The sequence below is a fragment of the Pantoea sp. Lij88 genome (assembly GCF_030062155.1).
Classification (GTDB): domain Bacteria; phylum Pseudomonadota; class Gammaproteobacteria; order Enterobacterales; family Enterobacteriaceae; genus Pantoea.
On sequence record NZ_CP118267.1, the window covers coordinates 508,268 to 527,900 of the forward strand.

Genomic DNA, 19,633 nt, shown 5'->3' on the forward strand with positions numbered 1-19,633 from the left:
CGTCTGGATGCCGGGATGATCTGACGTGTATCGCGCGAATACAGGCGCGATCACACAACAAAATAGTGCCATTAATAACTACAGCGATCCAAAATCTGTTTACAATTGTAACTGCCGCTGTGCTAATATTTTCGCGCTTATTCAGGTCTCCTGCCGTGCGTAGTATTACTGGAACGCAGTATGATAGATAAATATCAGATTCATCATGAAATCGATGTGCTGCTTCTGCTGCGCCACATCTGCAAAATCGTTTTTACGTCTCTTATTTTGCTGCTGTTTGTCCCGCATTTTGCCTGGGCCGAGATTAACGATGGCAAAGCCAATCGTATTGTCAGCGGTATTATCAGTTTTACCCAATGGCCGGGTGTAAAAAGCCCTGAATTATGCGCGTTATCTTCCGCCCGGCATCTCTCTTTGCCGCAAAAATCCGCACCTCCGGCTCCGACATTCACCGTTATCTATCTGGCTGACGTCAGCGATATCGGAAAGCATCGATGCGATGTGGTTTATTTCGGCGATCAGACGCCGCAGCAGCAGGTAGAGGCTATTCAGCAGTTTAAGGGCAAAGCCGTTCTGACGCTTGCTGAGAACAATGCGGAGTGCACTGTGGGCGCGGCTTTTTGCCTGATTTTTCAACCTGACCATACGCATTTTTCCGTTAATCTTGATTCGCTCTCCCGAAGCGGTGTCAGGGTGAGTCCGGATGTGCTTTTGCTCTCCCGTGAGGGAAGCGAATAAGATGAAATTCGATAAATTAAGACATGACAAGTCCTCTATCCGCAATAAACTGCGGAAAATAAGCACCATCAACTCAGCGGTGATATTACTGTTGTGCTGGATATTGCTTTCATCAACATCACTGCTGTTTATTAAAAATTATGAGAAACGAAATCTCGAATTAATTGGCTCGACGTTAAGTACCACATTGACGGCGGCTACCGTTTTTGCCGACAGTTACGACGCGCGAAATAAAATCGAACGGCTTGGCGATCAGGGCATGTACGCCTCGGCGAAGCTGGTCACCCGTGATCAGATTGTTCTGGTCCGGTGGAATGCGCGGCAGGAACAGACGGGCTGGTATTCGCGTTTGTTACGTGAATGGATTTATCACCAACCGCTCAACGTTAATATCATTCACGCTGACGCGGCTGTCGGCACGTTGACGCTGGAAGGCACGGTGACCGGCGCGGTCAGTTTTATTCGTTACTCATTCCTGATTCTGACCAGCGGGATGCTCTGTGTACTGCTTATCTCACTGCTGCTGAGTGAATTTCTGCATCGGGGCATGATCGCGACGCTGCGCACCATCACCAGCTCGATTCACTATGTGATTCATTCTGGCGATTTTTCGCTGCGCATTCCGGGTGGCCCGATCCGGGAATTTCAGCTCTTTTCAGATGACCTGAACTCGCTGCTGATGGAGATGCAGTCGCTGAAGGCGTCGCTGATGCGTGACAATCTCTCGCTGGCCGCCAAAGCGCTGGAAGATCCACTGACTGGCCTGGCGAATCGCAGTGCCTTCTCCGCCCGACTGACTCAGCTGCTCGATCAGCAATATGCCCACGAGCGCTTTGCTCTGCTGTTTCTGGATGGCGATCGCTTCAAGAGCATCAATGATAACTGGGGCCATGCCGCCGGGGATGAGGTATTAAAAGCGATAGGGTCGCGCCTGCTGTCACTCGCGTCTGAGCAGGATTTAGTCGCCCGATTAGGCGGGGATGAGTTTGCCATGCTGGTCAGCAGCCAGGCCAGTGAGGCGGCGTTACAGCAACTTATGCAGCGCATTCATGACGTCATTATGGAAAAAATTATCATTGCAGAAGGCATGCCGATTTCGACCTCGGTGACTATCGGCTACGCCTGGTCACAGCACGGTGACACGGTCGAGTCCATTCTCGAACGAGCCGATATGAATATGTACAAGAATAAGCGAACAAATAAAGCGTAAATAAGGCGTGAATATGAAGAAGAACATTTCCCTGATGCTGCTTACTCTGGCGCTGGTCGGTTGTCAGTCGAAAGAGCGTTTCAGTGAGGCGCAAATCGCCGCGATGAAAAGTGCCGGATTCACTCAGAACATGGAAGGCTGGGGATTAGGCTTATCCGACAAGATTCTGTTTGGCGTAAATGAATCAGAACTGACTCCGGCCAGTAAAAGCACGATTCAGGGGATGGCGAAGAACCTGGCGTCGACCGGTATTGAGCATGTGCGCATCGACGGGCATACCGATAATTACGGCAAGCCCGATTACAACCAGCAGCTGTCGTTAAAAAGAGCGAATGCGGTTGCGGCACAGTGGGCTGTCGGCGCGGCGATACCCCGCGAAAATATCGTCACACGTGGCCTGGGCATGAGTGCGCCGGTGACCAGCAATGACAGCGCACAAGGGCGTGCACAAAACCGGCGCGTAGCGATTGTGATCACGGCCCCGTGACAGACGAGTGGCCATGTTGAGTGCGGTTCTGCGGGGGTGTTAAAAGCGTGACCCGTTGCTGTTAAGGGGAAAGGTAAACGCACGGCGGAGCCCGCCGTGCACTGTTTTTGTCAGCGATAAAACGCCGGTTTATCCGCCATCTTAACCTGTACAATCTCTCCGGACGTCTGCGCCGCGACGCAGGCATCTGCCGCAACCGCAGCGGCGTAACCATCCCACGCTGAAGGACCGGTCATCTCACCGCTGATGACGTTATTAATAAATGCCTGCAACTCCACGTCATACGCATCGATAAAGCGCTTTTTCCAGTCCGTCAGAATGGTGGTCGAGAGTTTTGCCGCGCTGCGCGTCTGCACAGAAACCGGCTCCGGCAGGCGGGCAATGCCGCTTTCACCCACCACTTCACACTGAATGTCGTAACCATATTCACAGTTCACAAAGATTTCGACGTCAATGCGCGCGCCTTTAGCGGTCTCCAGCAGCACGATTTGCGGATCGCGCAGGTGTGACGACGCCTTGCGGGTTTTACGCGGGAAGATCACCTGCACGCTGACATAGTCATCATTCAGCAGCCAGCGCAGCACATCGAGTTCGTGGATCAGTGTGTCGGTGATCGCCATGTCGGTGGTGTAGCTGTCGCCCACTTCCGGGTTGCGATGCGCGCAGTGCAGCATCAAAGGCTCGCCAATCTCACCGCTGTCGATCACCGCTTTCAGGGCACGGTAGCCACTGTCATAGGGGCGCATAAAGCCGACCTGCACCAACTTACGACCCGCTTTAATTTCTGCTTTCACAATGTTCATACAGCCCTGTGCGGTGACCGCCAGCGGCTTTTCGCAGAACACCGCTTTGCCTGCCTCGATACAGGCCAGCACAAAGGCTTCATGCGTCGGACCCCAGGAGGTGACCAGCACCGCGTTGACCTGCGGATCGTTGATCAGATCAATCGCATGGTCATAAATACGCGCTTCCGGCGTCAGTTCGTTCACAATCTGCTGGCAGTTGTCGCGGTTGATGTCGTTGAGAGCCACCACGCGCGCATTCTGTAAAACTGTGCTGCAACGGCGGATATGTTCGCGGCCGATTGCGCCGGTGCCGATAACACCCATGTTAATTGTCATGATGATCTCCTTAAGCTGAGTGGTTCAACAGCTGGATGCTGTCGCGAATTTCACGGGTGATGTCCGCTGCCTGCCAGCTGTTCATCACGGAGGAGAACGGCTCAAAGGCGTAAAGGCCGGTGTAGCCCATCTTCTCCAGCCGCCCGACCTGCTCTTTGCTGCGCAATCTGTCATCTGCGCTGAGCATAATGCGCTCTTCGTCGGTGAGCTGACTGAGCGGGCGCGGGTCGGTGACGCCGGAGAGGTGAACCAGACCGATCTGCTGAATGTCTATCTCCTGTTCGAAGGTCTGCTCCGCATCCTCAAACAGATGATGATGGAAGGTGTCGATCAGTAATCTGAACGGCACGCGCGCTTCACGGATCAGCGTCTGCGCCTGGGTTGCCGAGCGCAGTGAGCTTTGCGGGAAGCCCAGCGGCTCGACCAGTCCCTGAATGCCCGCATCGGCGAACAGCGGGGCCAGGGTTTTCAGTGCGCTCACGGTGTCGGCGGCGCTGATGGGCGTGCCGTCATTGAGCGGGCAGAGCACCAGCGATTCTGCACCGACCGACTGCGCATCGCTTAACAGCTGGCGGGCGCGCTGCAGCACCTCTTCATTCAGCTGGTTAAACGGGTAGAGCGCATTGATGGTGACAATCCGGATGCCTGACTCACGCGCCAGCGCTTTCACCTCATCGCCGGTGAGATCGTCGGTCACGCGTCCGCTGGGCATATCATTGCGCAGCTCGACATTGTGAATACCCAGCTGGCTGACCAGTTTAAAAAACTGAGGAAGGGTGAGGCCGGGCGCTATTTTACGGTTGATGCAAAAGCGCGCGTTGGGAATATTCAGGCTCATAACTGTTTCCTTGCATGTAGGGTGTCGGTGTTAATAGCAATCGGGCCGTCAGCGAAATGACGAAGGCCGTGATTTTTTTCTGCGCAGCGTTCAGGCACTATTTTTTGCCGTTATAAAGCGCATAGAAATAGTGCTCGACCTGCTCAAGACTTCTTCCCCGGGTTTCGGGAATAAACTTCACAACAAAAACAGAACCGCCGATGCCGATTGCCGCGAATATAAAGAAGGCACCGGCCAGACCAAATGCGGCTAATAACAGCGGGAAGGCCATGGAGATGGCGAAATTAGCGATCCACAGCGAGAAGACCGCGCCGCCCATACAGATGCCACGCATCCGCGCGGGGAAAATTTCCGACAGCAGCAGCCAGGTGACCGGTGACAGCGCGCCCTGCTGGAAGCAGAGAAACATCAGCATGCCCGCCAGCACCAGATAAGCCCGCAGCAGGTTGACCGCGCCATTGAGGTATTCCGGCATCAGCCAGCAGACCAGCCCGATGAAGAACAGGCAGCAGGTGCAGCCCATCTGCCCGATTAGCACCAGCGGGCGACGGCCCACTTTGCCGATTAACCCGATACCCACCAGCGTCATCACCACCGAAATCACGCCATTAGCGATAGTGGCGAACAGCGCGGCATCGTTACTCAGCCCGGCGGCGGTCAGCATGGTAGGGGCGTAATACATGATGGTATTGACGCCGGTCAGCTGCTGAATGGCGGCGATACCCACGCCCAGCAGGAAGATTTTCATCAGCCAGGGTGTCGCGAGATCGCGCAGGCGGCCTTTGCCACGCTGGCGGTTCTCTTCGATGGTTTCATCAATCTCTTCCAGTTCCCATTCCACATCCTCGGCGGCACGGGTTTTCTCCAGTACTTCACGGGCGGCCTGACTGCGGCCTTTCATGACGTGCCAGCGTGGGGTTTCAGGCATAAATATCATGCCGATCCAGAGCAGAATGGCGGGGACAATCGACAGCGCCAGCATCCAGCGCCAGGTGTTTTCGCCGCCCCAGATATCGTTAAAGGTGGCGTTAGAGATGTAGGCCAGCAGCTGACCGCTGACGATCATCAGCTCCTGCAGGGTGACCAACTGGCCGCGTTTGTTGGCGGGCGCGATTTCTGCGATGTAGACCGGCACGGTGGCCGCTGCGCCACCTACGGCAAAGCCCAGGAACAGGCGTGAGGCGATCATCCAGGTGACATCCGGGGCCAGGGCTGATCCGACGGCCCCCAGGGCGAAGATCAGTGCCAGCGCGATGATAATGCGTCGTCTGCCGAGGCCATCCGCCAGATGACCAGCCGCCAGCGCGCCAAAGGCCGCGCCAAAGAGCAGGGAGCTGGTGACCAGCCCGGTGGTAAACGGCGTGAGATGCAGATCCCCGCGCATAAACAGCAGCGCACCCGAGACCACGCCGGTGTCATAACCAAACAGCAATCCGCCCAGGGTGGCGACCAGCGCAATAATCTTCACAAAAGGCTCGGTGCGGGTGGCGCTATTTGGACCGGAGGCCGGGTTCGACGAGATATAGAGTTCTTTTTCCATGCATACTCCTGGTAATAACGGCAAAGACAAAACGTCAGAACATGAAGAAGCCATCACCCTACTGATATTTTTATTTCGGGTTAAATTATATTTGAAACTTAGTTTTCATTATGTGAGCTCAAGCCTTTCGCCCTTTTTATTTTGATGGGATTCCATCAGAGTGAAAATAAAAGCATTAAATTTAAGCGGGTTATTGTGCGTGTTAATAAGATGGACGCGTTTCAGACAGGACAAAACAGGCGGGAAATAGCGGCAGGGTGAATAAATGAAATACGGTCAGGATGAAATATCCCAACCGCGATAAGGTGTATTAAGCAGGGTCAGCGAATGGCGAGGGCACTTAATGCCGACAGGAGTGCGTCCACTTTCGGCAGGAACTGTTTGCGTCGTGGCCACACCACGCTCAGCGTGAGTCCGTCCGGCTGCAAATGCGGCAAAATAATCTCCAGCTCACCGGCTGCTACGGCGCGCTGAATCAGCCAGGAGGGCATCTGGGCCACACCCAGCCCGGCGATAACCGCCTGAAGCTGGGCATCGACGTCGCCCAGTGCCAGCCGGAACGGCACCTCACGCCAGTTTGGCTGACCATCCTCGGTGGTAAACAGCCAGGGTTTGGTCGTGCCATCCACGCGTTCATAAAGGATCGCGGGATGGTTCAGCAGTTCTGCTTCATTCTCCGGACGTCCCACGCGATCAAGATAAGCGGGAGAAGCACAGAACTGCATCTGCTCGCGGCCCATGTTACGCCAGCCCAGCGAAGCTGGCAGGTCGGGCGCGCCGCCGATGCGCACTGCCACATCCACGCCTTCTTCAAACAGGTCTACAAAGCGATCGGACAGACTCAGGCTGAGCGCAAGCTCCGGGTGCTGCTGGCAAAAGGGCATCATAAGCGGCATGACGTTGAGGCGGCCATAGGTGGTGGGCACTGCCAGGCGCAGGCGACCAGAGGGAATAATGCGCTGGGCAGCCAGCACCGCTTCGGCTTCGGCCAGATCCTCCAGAATGCGCAGGCAGGTCTGATAATAAGCACTACCTGCGTCGGTGAGGTGCAGGCTGCGCGTCGTGCGTTCCAGCAGCCGCGAGCCGAGGCGCGTCTCCAGGCGGCTGACGCTTTTACTGACCGCCGATCCGGTTACGTGCAGACGCTCAGCCGCGGCGGTAAAGCTGCCACACTCAACGCTGGCAACGAACGGCAGAATATCTTTGAGGCGATGATCGTGCATCGATTAATGAACTCAGGTTGAGAATGCTGTGAATAAATGCCAGAGATAAGAACTGAATTCTCTATTAGGCTTAGCATTACGCAAAATGAGGAGAAATCAAATGAAAAAGCAGGCTTTGATTGTGGGCATCAGCGGCGTTATCGGCCGCGCACTGGCAGAAAAATTACAACATGAAGGCTGGGAGGTCACCGGTCTGTCTCGCGGACGCGGTGCAGTACCTGAGGGCGCCACCAGCCTGACCGCCGATCTGACCGACGCGGAAGCCGTCCGTGACGCACTGAAATCAGTTAAACCCGATGCGCTGTTCTTCAGTGTCTGGGCGCGTCAGGAAAATGAGAAAGAGAATATCCGCGTGAACGGCGGCATGGTGCGCAATGTGATTGAAGCTCTGGGCGATCGCCTGAAGGGTTCACACGTGGCGCTGGTGACTGGCCTGAAGCACTACCTGGGTCCGTTTGAAGCGTACGGTAAAGGCGCGGTGCCGGTAACACCGTTCCGTGAAGAGCAGGGCCGCCAGCCGGTCGATAACTTCTACTACGCGCAGGAAGATGAAGTCTTCGCGGGCGCAGAGAAGTATGACTACCGCTGGAGCGTGCACCGTCCGCATACCATTATCGGTCATGCTGTGGGTAACGCGATGAATATGGGTCAGACGCTGGCGGTTTACGCAACGCTGTGCAAAGAGAAGGGCTGGCCGTTTATCTTCCCAGGCTCACCAGAGCAGTGGAACGGCATTGTTGATATGACCGATGCGGGTCTGCTGGCTGAGCAGCTGCACTGGGCGGCCACTTCCCCGAATGGCGCTAATGAGGATTTCAATGCGGTAAACGGCGACGTGTTCCGCTGGAACTGGATGTGGCCAAAACTGGCTGAGTATTTCGGTATCGAAGCCGCAGAATTCCCGGCACAGATGATGCCGCTGGAAAATCGCATGCAGGAAGCCGCCAGTGCATGGCAGGCGATTGCAGAGCAGCATCAGCTGCGTGAGGCGGATGTGACTAAGCTGGCCTCGTGGTGGCATACCGATGCCGACCTGGGTCGTCCGATGGAAGCCTTTACCGATATGAGTAAAAGCCGTAAAGCGGGCTTCATCGGCTACCGCAGCACGCTCGACGCCTTTACTCAGCTGTTTGATAAGCTAAAAGCGGAAAAAGTGATTCCGGAATAAACCCATCAGGCGCCGTAACAGGCGCCTGTTTCGTTTCTGGCAGAGGCTATACTCTGGCACCCCATCAGCGAAAGGAGGATCGGATCCTATGGCGACATGTTTCATTATCGGCGCGGCGGGCAAGGTTGGCCAACAGCTGACCCGTCAGCTGAGCAGCAAAGGCCATGCAGTGACGGCCTTGCACCGTAAACCGGAACAGGCGGAGACGCTCCAGGCCGCAGGCGCAAAGCCTGTTGCCGGAGATATTCAGCAGCTGAGCGTGACGGCACTGGCAGAGTTGATGACCGGTCACGACGTGGCCGTTTTTACGGCGGGCGCGGGCGGAGCAGGCATCGAGCTGACGAATGCGATTGACGGTGAAGGGCTGAAACTGGCGGTAGCCGCAGCTGAGCAGGCGGGGGTCTCCCGCTTTATGCTGGTGTCCGCTTTTCCCGATGCCGGTCGTGGCAAAACCCCGTCAGAGGGATTTGAGAATTACATGCGGGTGAAGCGCCTGGCGGATGCCGAGCTGGTGGCGAGTCCGCTGGAGTGGGTTATCATGCGGCCGGGTACGCTAACCGATGAAGCCGGTACGGGTCGGGTTCATGCTGACCTGGCGATTCCCTATGGTGAGATCCCACGCGAAGATGTGGCGGCAACGCTGGTCGGGCTGATTGAGAATCCGGCGATTAAGTATCAGATCATTGAACTCACCAAAGGTGATGTGCCGATTGAGGTAGCGTTGCAGAGGTTGCAGCGGGGATAGAAAGGTAGGGTTGTTGCTGGATCGAGCCTGCTCAGGGAACGCGGTCAGATCGGAAAGACGCAAAAGCCGTCATCCATGACACGCTCGACCCGCACCGTCCCTGGTGCGGGACGCTTTCCTCCTCTGACCGTGCTCCCTGCGCATTGAGTTTTTTCGTTGCTGCAAGGCGAATACTGATTCAGGTTCTAAGCATGCTCCCTGCGCAGACTCTCTGACCGCCAATAGCCCTTACTCTTTCAACAAAAAAGCCCCGAATCCGGGGCTTTTGTCTTATCTGACGCAGGGTTTACTTAACGCATTTCGCGCAGTGGGCGCGCTCAATGTGCTGGAAGAAGTCATTACCTTTGTCATCGACCAGGATAAAGGCTGGGAAGTTCTCCACCTCGATTTTCCAGATCGCTTCCATGCCCAGCTCAGGATACTCCACGCATTCCAGACTTTTGATGCTCTGCTGCGCCAGAACCGCGGCCGGACCGCCGATGCTGCCCAGGTAGAAGCCGCCATGTTTATGACAGGCATCGGTTACCTGCTGACTGCGGTTGCCTTTCGCCAGCATGATTTTACTGCCGCCGTGGGCCTGCAGCAGATCCACGTAGGAATCCATACGTCCGGCAGTGGTCGGGCCGAGTGAACCGGACGCATAACCTTCTGGCGTTTTGGCCGGACCGGCGTAATAGACCGGGTGATCTTTGATGTATTGCGGTAATCCTTCGCCGTTATCGATGCGCTCTTTGAGCCTGGCATGCGCGATATCACGCGCCACGATAATGGTGCCGGTCAGTGACAGGCGGGTAGAGACCGGATAAGCAGAGAGCTGCGCCAGAATCTCTTCCATCGGACGGTTAAGATTGACCTGCAACACTTCACCTTCGCCCTGCTGACGCAGCGCTTCCGGGATCAAGCGGCCTGGATTTGATTCCAGTTTCTCAATCCAGATACCTTCACGGTTGATCTTCGCTTTGATGTTACGGTCAGCCGAGCAGGAGACGCCCATGCCAATCGGGCACGACGCACCGTGACGCGGCAGACGCACCACGCGGATGTCGTGGGCGAAATATTTTCCGCCAAACTGCGCGCCGAGGCCGAGCTGTTGCGCGGCTTCCAGCAGTTCCTGCTCCAGCTGTACGTCGCGGAACGCCTGACCATGCTCGTTGCCTTCGGTCGGTAAACCATCGTAATAGTGCGTCGAGGCGAGCTTAACGGTTTTCAGGGTGCTTTCAGCCGAGGTGCCGCCGATAACAAACGCAATATGGTAAGGCGGACAGGCCGCGGTGCCGAGGGTACGCATCTTATCGACCAGGTAATTTTTCAGCTTGCCCGGACTCAGCAACGCTTTGGTTTCCTGATAGAGATAGGTTTTGTTGGCGGAGCCGCCACCTTTGGCGATACAGAGGAACTTGTACTCATCGCCATCGACGCTGTAGAGATCGATCTGCGCTGGCAGGTTAGTGCCGGTATTCACCTCTTTGTACATATCCAGCGCGGCATTCTGTGAATAGCGCAGGTTATCTTCAATGTAGGTGTTGTAGATACCCTGTGACAGCGCGGCCTCGTCGCCACCGCCGGTCCAGACGCGCTGGCCCTTTTTGCCCATGATGATCGCGGTGCCGGTATCCTGACAGGTCGGCAGCACGCCTTTCGCGGCAATTTCAGAGTTTCTCAAAAACTGCAGGGCGACATATTTGTCATTGTCGCTGGCGTCCGGATCTTCAAGGATGGAGGCAACCTGCTGCTGGTGGGCCGGACGCAGCATGAAAGAGGCGTCGTGGAAGGCCTGCTGACTCAGCAGCGTCAGTGCCTGCGGGTCGACTTTCAGGATCTCCTGACCCTCAAACTCAGCGACCGAGACATGCTCGCGACTCAGCAAATAGTATTCAGTATCTTCGTGGGACAGCGGAAAAGGGTTCTGATAGACAAAAGGTTTGTTCGACATTTTTTCTCACTTAATGACCGGCTGAACCTCCGCGTGCAGGCTGCGGGGCGCAACATCATAGGCGAATTAATCGTTTATTATGCTTCCCCACCGCGGATGCGGTGGGGAAGTGCAGGAATGGTATCTTATAACGCGTTGATCTGCATGTTGTATCCGTCAGAACATCCACACCATCCACGGATAGGCAATCAGCATCATGGAGCCCAGGAAGATGGCACCGAAGATCGTGCCCAGGCGCCAGTAATCTTTAGTCGGCAGATAACCGCTACCGTAGTAAATCGGGCTTGGGCCAGTACCGTAAGGTGTGATGATGCCCATCACACCCAGAGAGGTACAGAGCATCAGGCAGAAGACCGGCATATTGATGCCTGGGATTGACGCTGCGATGGTCAGCATGGCCGGTAACAGCGCGGTGGTATGCGCGGTTGTACTGGCAAACAGGTAGTGCAGCAGGAAGAAGGCAATCAACAGCACGACAGCGGAAATCTGTGGGTCATAGCCCTGTAGCAGCATGCCTCCCTCTTTACCTAACCAGGCGATGAATCCGACGCGCGCCAGGCCATCCGCCAGCGCGACCAGGGTGGCGAACCAGGCGAAGGTGTTCCAGGCCGGTTTATTACTGGTGATGTCATTCCAGCTCAGGACGCCTGTCCACAGCATCAGCACCACGACCAGCAGGGCAGCCAGAGCAGGCTCAATCCATGAGGTGGCGAAAATCCACATCAGCAGAGCACAGACCACAAACACCAGCAGCAGGATTTCGTTACGGGTCAGCCGGCCCAGTTTCTCCAGTTCTGCGATAGCCCATTTCGGCACTTCATCGTTGATTTTGACTTCAGGTGGATAGAACCAGTAAGCCAGCAGCGGCATGGTCAGAATCAGCAGCACGCCCAGTGGCAGGAAGGCCAGGAACCACATACCCCATGAGATATCAAAACCGATGATGCTTTTCACCAGCGCCAGTGCCAGCAGGTTAGGGGCCAGGGCAGAGAGGAACATCGAACTGGTGATACAGGCTGCGGTAATCGCAACCCACATCAGATACGAACCGATTTTACGCGCGCTCGGGTCGTTGGGTTTTGAGCCATACAGCGGAGGCAGGTTGGCGATAATCGGGTAGATGGTGCCGCCACTGCGCGCGGTGTTGGATGGGGTAAACGGTGCGAGAAGCAGGTCAGCAAAGGTGATGGCATAACCCAGCGTCAGACTGCGGCGACCCAGATACTTCACCAGAATCAGGGCCAGGCGACGACCAAACTGCGTTTTGTCGTAACCCGCAGCAAACATGAAGGCCCCGAAGATGAGCCAGACCGTAGAGTTGCCGAAACCGCTGACCGCCCATTTAAAGGACTCACTGGCGACTTTGAATTTCGGATTAGCCAGCTCGGCCGGGCTGAAGAGCAGAAACTGGCTGAACAGCGCGATCACCACCACGCCGGTCAGACCGATCACCGCGCCTGGCAGCGGTTCAAAGATCAGTCCGACAATCACCCCGACGAAGATGGCGAAGAAGTGCCACGCGTAGGGTTCGAGTCCGGCGGGTGTCGGTACCAGCAACAGCAATATGGCCACGATCACCGGCAGAGCCAGCATGATAGCTTTCTTTTTACCCGCTGCCGCTGGTGCGGGTTTTGGGGGTTCAGTAACAGCTGAGAGTGTTTTCATAGTGTTTTATCTGCAAGTTAAGAAGAATGCGATTTGCGCCCCGGACCTTCACTGAAGACTTTTCTTTTTTATTCTTAATTGTGTGAATAAACCGCGATGCACTGATTTTTTTTAATCGGCTGCCTGACTATTGAGCAGCATTTTTAAATCCATGTAAATATGATGCGATTTCTGCAAATATAGATTTTGATCCAGATCAAAGAAATTAATTCATTATTCTTTTTTTTAACATTTATTTTTATTTTATATTCTCACCCTCGCTATTCTGACACTTTTGTGAAGCTTGTCGACAAATTCCCAGGGTGATAAAATCGAATGATGCTAAATAAGCTATTGATTATAAAGTTTTTATTTTTTATGTGAATGATTGGTTGATTTTTAGTAACTGTTGGTTAACAATTAATATAACTTCAGTTCATACTTTCAGCAAATAAAAACTCTGAATGGTTTAAAAGTTAAAAAACTAAATTCATCGCTTATGAAAGTAAAGAAAGGTGTATATTAATTGCATGACATCGGACCACTTAATTAAGCGATAATTTGCGTCCGCTAAAAAATTTCCAGACTTTTAAATCTTGGAGTTTATCGCAATGAAATCTCTCACTCCCATCCTTAATCCACTGACCCTGCCTAATGGCGCTGTTTTAAAAAACCGACTGGTGATGGCACCGATGACCACCTGTACCGGTTTTTATGACGGCACGGTCACCAGCGAGCTGGTCGAATACTATCGCGCACGCGCTGGCAGCATCGGCACCGTGATCGTTGAATGCTGCTTTATTGATAACCGTGGCCCGGCGTTTCCGGGTGCCATTGCTATCGACAGCGACAACAAAATCCCCGGTCTGAAACGCATTGCGGACGCGATTAAATCGGAAGGGTCTACGGCCATTCTGCAGATCTACCACGGTGGCCGCATGGTCGAGCCGGAACTGATTGGCGGGAAAACGCCGGTTGCGCCTAGTGCCATCGCGGCACCGCGTGAAGGCGCAACCAAACCTCTGGCGCTGAGTGCCGAAGAAGTCGATACCATGATCACCAAATTTGGTGATGCGGTGAACCGCGCCATCAAGGCCGGTTTCGATGGCGTCGAAATTCATGGGGCCAACACCTACCTGATTCAGCAGTTCTATTCTCCGAACTCAAACCAGCGCGATGATAAGTGGGGCGGCAGCCGCGATAACCGCGCGCGCTTCCCGCTGGAAGTGCTGGAAATCACCCATAAAATGGCGGAGCGCTTCGCCCCTCACTCTTTCATCATCGGCTACCGCTTCTCGCCCGAAGAGATCGAAGTCCCCGGCATCCGCTTTGATGACACGCTCTATCTGCTGGAAAAACTGGCCGCACGTGGACTCGATTACGTTCACTTCTCCGTGGGTCAGCTGCTGCGTCCGTCGATTGTCGATACGCAGGACCCGACGCCGCTGATTGAGAAATTCGTCGCGATGCGTTCACCTGCGCTGGCAAAAGTGCCGGTGATTGGTGTCGGCGGCGTGGTGAACAAAGCCGATGCGGAGCTGGCGCTGGAGAAGGGCTACGATCTGGTGGCGATTGGTAAAGCCTGTATCGCCTATCCGAACTGGGCTGACCGCATCATCAATAACGAACATCTCGATCTCTACATCGACAGCAACAAACGCGAAGAGCTGCAGATTCCGGAACCGCTGTGGCGCTTCTCACTGGTCGATGCGATGATCCGCGACACCAGCGAATCGGGTCGTAAATACAAAGCGGGCGTTTATCAGGAAAAAGTCGAAGCCGAAGCGCTTAAGCTGAAAATCAACGTCACGCTGGATACTGACCGTATCACCGACATCTCACTGGTGCCGGATGACACGCTGGATGTGGACTTCACCACCACCTTTGAGAGCCTGCGTAGCCGCATTCTGGTGGCGAACAGCCCACACGTCGATGCCATTACCGGTGCGACCACGCAGAGTGAGGCGCTGAAAAAAGCGGTTTCACGCGCGATGACCACCTCCAGCAAAGAGCATGTGATCGAGGAGGGCGGTAACCCTAACGCACCACAGAATTACGATGTGGTGATTGTCGGCAGCGGCGGGGCGGGTCTGGCGGCGGCGATTCAGGCGCACGATGAAGGCGCGCGCGTGGTCATCATCGAGAAGATGCCGACCATTGGCGGTAACACCATTAAGGCGTCAGTGGGCATGAACGCAGCGGAAACCCGCTTCCAGAAACTCAAAGGCATCGAAGACAGCAAAGAGCTGTTCTACGAAGAAACGCTGAAGGGCGGTCAGTTCAAAAACAATCCGGTGTTGCTGCGCGAGTTTGTTGATCTGGCACCTGAAGCGATTGAGTGGCTGGCGGGTAAAGGCATTGAGCTTAACGACATCACCATCACCGGCGGGATGAGCATCGACCGTACGCACCGTCCGGCTGACCGCTCAGCGGTGGGGGGCTTCCTGATTAGCGGCCTGGTAAAAAATATCAACAGCCGCAACATTGAAGTCCTGCTGGAAACCTCCGTTGCCGAGATCCTCTATGAGAATGGCGCCGTCGCGGGCGTGAAAGTGGTCGATGAATACAACGACAGCCGAATCCTGAATGCTAAAAGCGTGATTGTGGCAACCGGGGGCTTCAGTGCGAACCGTGAGCTGGTGGTGAAATACCGTCCTGAACTGGATGGCTTCGTGACCACCAACCACGCAGGCGCGACCGGCAGCGGTATTGCGATGCTGGAAAAAATTGGTGCCGGTACGGTGGATATGGGCGAAATCCAGATTCACCCTACGGTCGAACAGACCACCTCTTATCTGGTTTCCGAATCCATTCGTGGCGGCGGCGCTATCCTGGTCAGCCAGGCGGGCGAACGTTTCTACAATGAGATGGAAACCCGCGACAAAGTCTCGGCGCAGATTATCGCGCTGCCAGAGAAGAGTGCCTGGATTGTGTTTGACGAGCAGGTGCGAATGAACAACAAAGCGGCTGACGAATATATCGCCAAAGGCTTTGTGATCAGCGCCCCCACCGTGGCGGAACTGGCGGTGAAACTCAATATGAGTGAGCATCATACCCTGGAAGCGACGCTGGCCCGTTACAACAACTTCGTTATCATGCAGAAAGATGAAGACTTCGGTCGCCAGACCGCGCTGCGTCACCCACTGAGTGAAGCGCCGTTCTATGCGATTCGTGTCGCACCGGGCGTTCACCACACCATGGGCGGCGTCACTATCGATACCACCACAGCGGTGCTGGACAGCCAGAAACAGGTGATTAACGGCGCCTGGGCCTGTGGCGAGGTGGTTGGTGGTATCCACGGCGCGAACCGTATCGGCGGTAACGCTGTGGCGGATATCATCATCTTCGGTATTCTTGCCGGTGGTAACGCCGCCGCTTACGCCCGACGTTAACGGCAGTCTCCGGCATCCGCGTCCTGCGGGTGCCGGTTTTTCCCTTTCAAAAGCAGAGTCGCCTATGTTAACTGAAGCGCGTGTCTATGCTTACTCCGCCGTCTTAATGGGTTCGCCCATCCTGCTCAAACTCTTCGATGACAACCAGACGCTGGCCGGACAGGTTTTTCGCCTGATCAAACAGCAGGAGAACCTCTTTACGGTTAATCGCGCGGAATCAGAAGTGATGGCCATTAATCACGCGGCCGGACAGCACGCGGTGGTGGTCAGCCAGCCGGTGTTTGATCTGATCGCCTGTGCCCATGCGGTGAGCCTGCTACCCGACAGCCTGTTTAATCTGGCTATTGGCCCGTTGGTGAAGTGCTGGAAAATCGGCTTTCAGGGCCACAGCGTCCCGTCATCAAGCGATCTTCAGGCGCGCAGGGCGCTGACAAATCCGCAGGAGGTGATCCTTGATGCCGCAAGCCGCAGTGTCATGCTGACCCGGCCGGGGATGGAGATTGACCTGGGGGCCATTGCCAAAGGCTATATCGCCGACGTAGTACAGGCGTTTTTACGCCAGCAGCAGGTCAGCAGTGCCCTGATTAATCTGGGCGGAAATGTGCAGACGGTGGGCGCGCCGCCCGAAGAAGCGGGCTGGGCAATCGGCCTGAAAAAACCTTTTGGTGAGGCCGATGAACTGATCGGGGTAATCGGCGTAAATAACCGTTCGGTGGTGACATCGGGTATCTATGAACGCTATTTCGAACTGGATGGCGAGTGTTATCACCACATTCTTGATCCGCGTAGCGGGTATCCGCTGGATAACGAGTTGCTGAGCGTCACCGTGATCTCGGATCGTTCGCTGGATGGCGATATCTACACCACGCTCCTTTATGGCCTGGGCGTCGAAAAGGGCATTGCCTGCCTCGCCGACAAACCGGGCATTGAAGCGATCTTTGTGACCCGTGACAGGCAGGTGATCTGCTCGTCACAACGTCACTTTTCCTTTCAGTTACTGGACACGGATTACCGGCTGGTTCACTGACAGTATTGTTTGAGTAAAGTGTGATACTCCGGCTGCAGGCGATAGCGGTAAACCGGACGCCCCGTCACCCCATAATGAATGCTGGTGAACAGAATATTTATCTGCGCCAGCCAGATCAGGTATTTGCGGCAGGAGACGCGGGAGATGTTCACCTCGGTCGCCAGCTCATCGGTAGAGAACTCGGTGCCCGGATGCGCGTCGATCCACAGGCACAGCGTGCGCAGTGTCTGCGGCGTTAATCCTTTCGGCAGGCGTTTCTGCTCGCTGGCGCCAGGCGGATTACCGTGTAACAGCTGATCAACGTCCGACTGTTGATAGAACTGATGATTATCCATCAGCGATTTTTTCTGTCGCCAGCCGGTCAGCGCCTCTTCAAAGCGGGCAAACTGGAATGGCTTGATCAGATAATCCACCACGCCATAGTTGAGCGAGGTTTTGATGGTGGCGGCATCGGCGGCCGACGAGATAATAATTACATCAACCGGACGGCCTGCGCTGCGCAGTTCCGGCAGCAGGTCGAGACCGTTTTCCTGCTGCATATAGATATCCAGCAGGATCAAATCGATTGGCGGTTCGTCCTGCGCCAGCCGCTCCTTGGCCTGCTGTAAGGTTGAGGCGGTGCCGCAGCAGGTAAAGCCTGGGATCTGCCCGATATAGCAGCGGTTCAGCTCGGCTACCATGGCGTCATCATCGACAACTAACACATTGATCATTGGGTAATCATTCCTCTCTCCCACGGAAGTTGCACTAAGAATTGGGTAAACACACCCGGTTCCGACTCGACACTGACGTTGCCGCCCAGGCTTTCGGTCTGCTGCTTAACCAGAAACAGTCCGACACCGCGATCGTCGCCTTTTGACGAGACGCCTCGCTCAAAAATGGCGCTGATCTGCGTGCCGTCAATGCCTGGCCCGTCATCACTCACTTCGCAGGCTAACCAGCCGTTCTGATAGTGCAGCATGAGGTGAATTTCCCCTTCGGTTTCCGGGTCCAGCGCCTCAAGCGCATTTTCAATTAAATTGCCCAGCACCGTGATCAGGACAGCGTTCTGCTCTTCGCTGCCGCAGTCGGGCAGAAAACTTGCCTCATCAATAATCAGCTGATGGCCTTCATCCGTCACCCGGTTGATTTTGCTGAGCAGGAAGCCGGCAATGATCGGCGATTTGATCTTCTGCAGCAGTGATCCGATCTCGGTCTGATAGGCGTTAGCCGTTTTCAGGATGTACTCTTCCATCTGTGCATAATTTTTCATATGCAGCAGGCCCAGAATCACATGCAGCTTATTCATGAACTCATGGGACCGCTCTCGTAATGCATCGACATAGTTTACCATGCCGTCCAGACGCTGCATCAGCTGGCTGATCTCGGTCTTGTCCCTGAAGGTGGTCACGGCGCCGATAATGCGGTCACGACTGCGAACCGGCACGGTGTTGCTGATCAGAATGCGGTTGCCCAGCGTCAGCTCCTGATCGTGCCAGGCTATGCCCGCATGCAGCGCATCCTGCTGATGGCGGTGCATCACGCTCTCTTCGGCAATCAGATCGCCGCTTAACGGCATTTTGCGGGTAGTTTCATGTAACAGCTGCTGCGCCGCATGGTTAATCAGGCTGACGCGTGACTGATCATCGACCGCAATCACGCCCTCTTTAATAGAATTGAGAATCGCCTGACGCTGCTCGAACAGGCTGGAAATTTCGTGCGGCTCCAGCCCCAGCAGGATAGTTTTCAGTCGCCTCACCAGAATGAGAATGCCCAGCAGGCCCACAATGCCGCCAAACAGGACGGTCCAGACAATATTCCAGCGGCTTTTGGCGATCTGCGCCGCCACATCATTCAGCGCGATGCCGATCGCCACCACGCCAATCTGCTGATGCTGTGCGTTATAGACCGGCGTAAACACCCTCAAAGCCTCCACCAGCACGCCATGATTGACCGCCACATTTTCCCGGCCCCCGAGCGTGGGGTAGATATCATTGCCGACAAAATGTTTGCCAATCACCGCCGCATTCGGGTGGGAGAAGCGAATGCCTTTCATATCGGTGACCACCACAAACAGCAGCCCGTTGCGTTTGCGCGCCGCCTCCGCCACGGGCTGAATCTGGCTGCTGCCGTCCGGTAACAGCAAACCACGCTGCACTTCCGGCGAATCTGCCAGCGTGCGTGCCACGGCCATCGCCTTATCTTTAAGATGTGCCTGCGCAAAATTATCGATCTGCACGAAATAGAGCAGATGGACAGCGAACAGGACGGTAATGATCACCGCAGTCATCATCAGCGTGGTCAGGGTACTGAGTTTCATCGGTCGTTTAGTCACGGCATGTCGGTTCTGTGGTTGGCTTGTCATGGGTGTTCAGCACGGGTGGGAGATCGCCGGGAAACATACGCTAACTCACCGCATCAGTACAGTTTTAGCGGTCTGCGCGCGGGCAATCGCCGGATAACAATATTTGTGTTAGGGGATTGTATAATTCAAAGGACGCCCTTAATGTGTGGTTAAAATATGTGAGCAATTCAGTAAGCCTTTTGTAATTAAAATAAGGATAAATTGCTATTTTTAATTTTATAAC

The 19,633-nt window shown here is 55.0% G+C and carries 15 protein-coding genes; 7 read left to right on the plus strand and 8 right to left on the minus strand.

What is annotated here, in order from left to right; all coding sequences use genetic code 11:
- Positions 1-180 precede the first annotated feature (180 nt).
- Genes yfiR through yfiB form a run of 3 tightly spaced genes read left to right on the plus strand, consistent with a single transcriptional unit; the run spans position 181 to position 2,435 of the window.
- A complete protein-coding gene (gene yfiR / locus PU624_RS02645; protein ID WP_283544742.1) occupies positions 181-738 on the plus strand; it encodes a regulatory sequestration protein YfiR in 558 nt (185 codons plus the stop codon).
- A 1-nt stretch (position 739) separates the two neighbouring features.
- Entirely contained in the window at positions 740-1,948 is a 1,209-nt protein-coding gene (gene dgcN, locus PU624_RS02650; RefSeq protein ID WP_283544743.1) for a diguanylate cyclase DgcN/YfiN, read from the plus strand.
- Positions 1,949-1,961: 13 nt separating this feature from the next.
- A complete protein-coding gene (gene yfiB, locus PU624_RS02655; protein WP_283544744.1) occupies positions 1,962-2,435 on the plus strand; it encodes an outer membrane lipoprotein YfiB in 474 nt (157 codons plus the stop codon).
- 110 nt (positions 2,436-2,545) lie between these two features.
- Here the strand turns inward: yfiB and iolG are convergent, their stop codons facing one another.
- The 4 genes from iolG to PU624_RS02675 all read right to left on the minus strand — a co-directional run bounded on the left by iolG (position 2,546) and on the right by PU624_RS02675 (position 7,157).
- Positions 2,546-3,556, minus strand: coding sequence for a bifunctional inositol 2-dehydrogenase/D-chiro-inositol 1-dehydrogenase (gene iolG, locus PU624_RS02660; protein WP_283544745.1), 1,011 nt, complete (start codon positions 3,554-3,556; stop codon positions 2,546-2,548).
- Between the two features lie 10 nt (positions 3,557-3,566).
- On the minus strand, positions 3,567-4,394 hold the full coding sequence (locus tag PU624_RS02665; RefSeq protein ID WP_283544746.1) for a TIM barrel protein: 828 nt from the start codon (positions 4,392-4,394) through the stop codon (positions 3,567-3,569).
- 97 nt (positions 4,395-4,491) lie between these two features.
- Complete coding sequence (locus PU624_RS02670) at positions 4,492-5,934, minus strand: sugar porter family MFS transporter (protein WP_283544747.1); 1,443 nt, start codon at positions 5,932-5,934, stop codon at positions 4,492-4,494.
- A 320-nt stretch (positions 5,935-6,254) separates the two neighbouring features.
- A complete protein-coding gene (locus PU624_RS02675; protein ID WP_283544748.1) occupies positions 6,255-7,157 on the minus strand; it encodes a LysR family transcriptional regulator in 903 nt (300 codons plus the stop codon).
- 100 nt (positions 7,158-7,257) lie between these two features.
- On the opposite strand from PU624_RS02675, the gene PU624_RS02680 reads away from it, so the two are divergent.
- Entirely contained in the window at positions 7,258-8,325 is a 1,068-nt protein-coding gene (locus tag PU624_RS02680; RefSeq protein WP_283544749.1) for an SDR family oxidoreductase, read from the plus strand.
- An 88-nt stretch (positions 8,326-8,413) separates the two neighbouring features.
- Entirely contained in the window at positions 8,414-9,070 is a 657-nt protein-coding gene (locus tag PU624_RS02685; RefSeq protein ID WP_283544750.1) for an SDR family oxidoreductase, read from the plus strand.
- Between the two features lie 286 nt (positions 9,071-9,356).
- Here the strand turns inward: PU624_RS02685 and fumA are convergent, their stop codons facing one another.
- Positions 9,357-11,003, minus strand: a complete 1,647-nt coding sequence (gene fumA / locus PU624_RS02690) for a class I fumarate hydratase FumA (protein WP_283544751.1) — start codon at positions 11,001-11,003, stop codon at positions 9,357-9,359.
- 156 nt (positions 11,004-11,159) lie between these two features.
- Positions 11,160-12,668, minus strand: coding sequence for an anion permease (locus tag PU624_RS02695; protein ID WP_283544752.1), 1,509 nt, complete (start codon positions 12,666-12,668; stop codon positions 11,160-11,162).
- Between the two features lie 590 nt (positions 12,669-13,258).
- Here PU624_RS02695 and PU624_RS02700 point away from each other — a divergent pair.
- Together PU624_RS02700 and PU624_RS02705 are read left to right on the plus strand one after the other, a co-directional pair.
- On the plus strand, positions 13,259-16,039 hold the full coding sequence (locus PU624_RS02700; RefSeq protein ID WP_283544753.1) for a flavocytochrome c: 2,781 nt from the start codon (positions 13,259-13,261) through the stop codon (positions 16,037-16,039).
- A 64-nt stretch (positions 16,040-16,103) separates the two neighbouring features.
- Positions 16,104-17,066, plus strand: coding sequence for an FAD:protein FMN transferase (locus PU624_RS02705; protein WP_283544754.1), 963 nt, complete (start codon positions 16,104-16,106; stop codon positions 17,064-17,066).
- Here the strand turns inward: PU624_RS02705 and dcuR are convergent.
- Together dcuR and PU624_RS02715 are read right to left on the minus strand one after the other, a co-directional pair.
- On the minus strand, positions 17,060-17,779 hold the full coding sequence (gene dcuR / locus PU624_RS02710; protein ID WP_283544755.1) for a two-component system response regulator DcuR: 720 nt from the start codon (positions 17,777-17,779) through the stop codon (positions 17,060-17,062). The genes PU624_RS02705 and dcuR overlap by 7 nt on opposite strands.
- Entirely contained in the window at positions 17,776-19,410 is a 1,635-nt protein-coding gene (locus PU624_RS02715; protein ID WP_502921557.1) for a sensor histidine kinase, read from the minus strand. Before PU624_RS02715 ends, dcuR begins: the two co-directional genes overlap by 4 nt.
- Positions 19,411-19,633: the final 223 nt, after the last annotated feature.

What these genes read in the sequence shown, in the direction of transcription:
- yfiR (WP_283544742.1), top strand. Translation starts at nt 181, where the DNA reads ATGATAGATAAATATCAGATTCATCATGAAATCGATGTGCTGCTTCTG.
- dgcN (WP_283544743.1), top strand. Translation starts at nt 740, where the DNA reads ATGAAATTCGATAAATTAAGACATGACAAGTCCTCTATCCGCAATAAA.
- yfiB (WP_283544744.1), top strand. Translation starts at nt 1,962, where the DNA reads ATGAAGAAGAACATTTCCCTGATGCTGCTTACTCTGGCGCTGGTCGGT.
- iolG (WP_283544745.1), bottom strand. Translation starts at nt 3,556, where the DNA reads ATGACAATTAACATGGGTGTTATCGGCACCGGCGCAATCGGCCGCGAA.
- PU624_RS02665 (WP_283544746.1), bottom strand. Translation starts at nt 4,394, where the DNA reads ATGAGCCTGAATATTCCCAACGCGCGCTTTTGCATCAACCGTAAAATA.
- PU624_RS02670 (WP_283544747.1), bottom strand. Translation starts at nt 5,934, where the DNA reads ATGGAAAAAGAACTCTATATCTCGTCGAACCCGGCCTCCGGTCCAAAT.
- PU624_RS02675 (WP_283544748.1), bottom strand. Translation starts at nt 7,157, where the DNA reads ATGCACGATCATCGCCTCAAAGATATTCTGCCGTTCGTTGCCAGCGTT.
- PU624_RS02680 (WP_283544749.1), top strand. Translation starts at nt 7,258, where the DNA reads ATGAAAAAGCAGGCTTTGATTGTGGGCATCAGCGGCGTTATCGGCCGC.
- PU624_RS02685 (WP_283544750.1), top strand. Translation starts at nt 8,414, where the DNA reads ATGGCGACATGTTTCATTATCGGCGCGGCGGGCAAGGTTGGCCAACAG.
- fumA (WP_283544751.1), bottom strand. Translation starts at nt 11,003, where the DNA reads ATGTCGAACAAACCTTTTGTCTATCAGAACCCTTTTCCGCTGTCCCAC.
- PU624_RS02695 (WP_283544752.1), bottom strand. Translation starts at nt 12,668, where the DNA reads ATGAAAACACTCTCAGCTGTTACTGAACCCCCAAAACCCGCACCAGCG.
- PU624_RS02700 (WP_283544753.1), top strand. Translation starts at nt 13,259, where the DNA reads ATGAAATCTCTCACTCCCATCCTTAATCCACTGACCCTGCCTAATGGC.
- PU624_RS02705 (WP_283544754.1), top strand. Translation starts at nt 16,104, where the DNA reads ATGTTAACTGAAGCGCGTGTCTATGCTTACTCCGCCGTCTTAATGGGT.
- dcuR (WP_283544755.1), bottom strand. Translation starts at nt 17,779, where the DNA reads ATGATCAATGTGTTAGTTGTCGATGATGACGCCATGGTAGCCGAGCTG.
- PU624_RS02715 (WP_502921557.1), bottom strand. Translation starts at nt 19,410, where the DNA reads ATGACAAGCCAACCACAGAACCGACATGCCGTGACTAAACGACCGATG.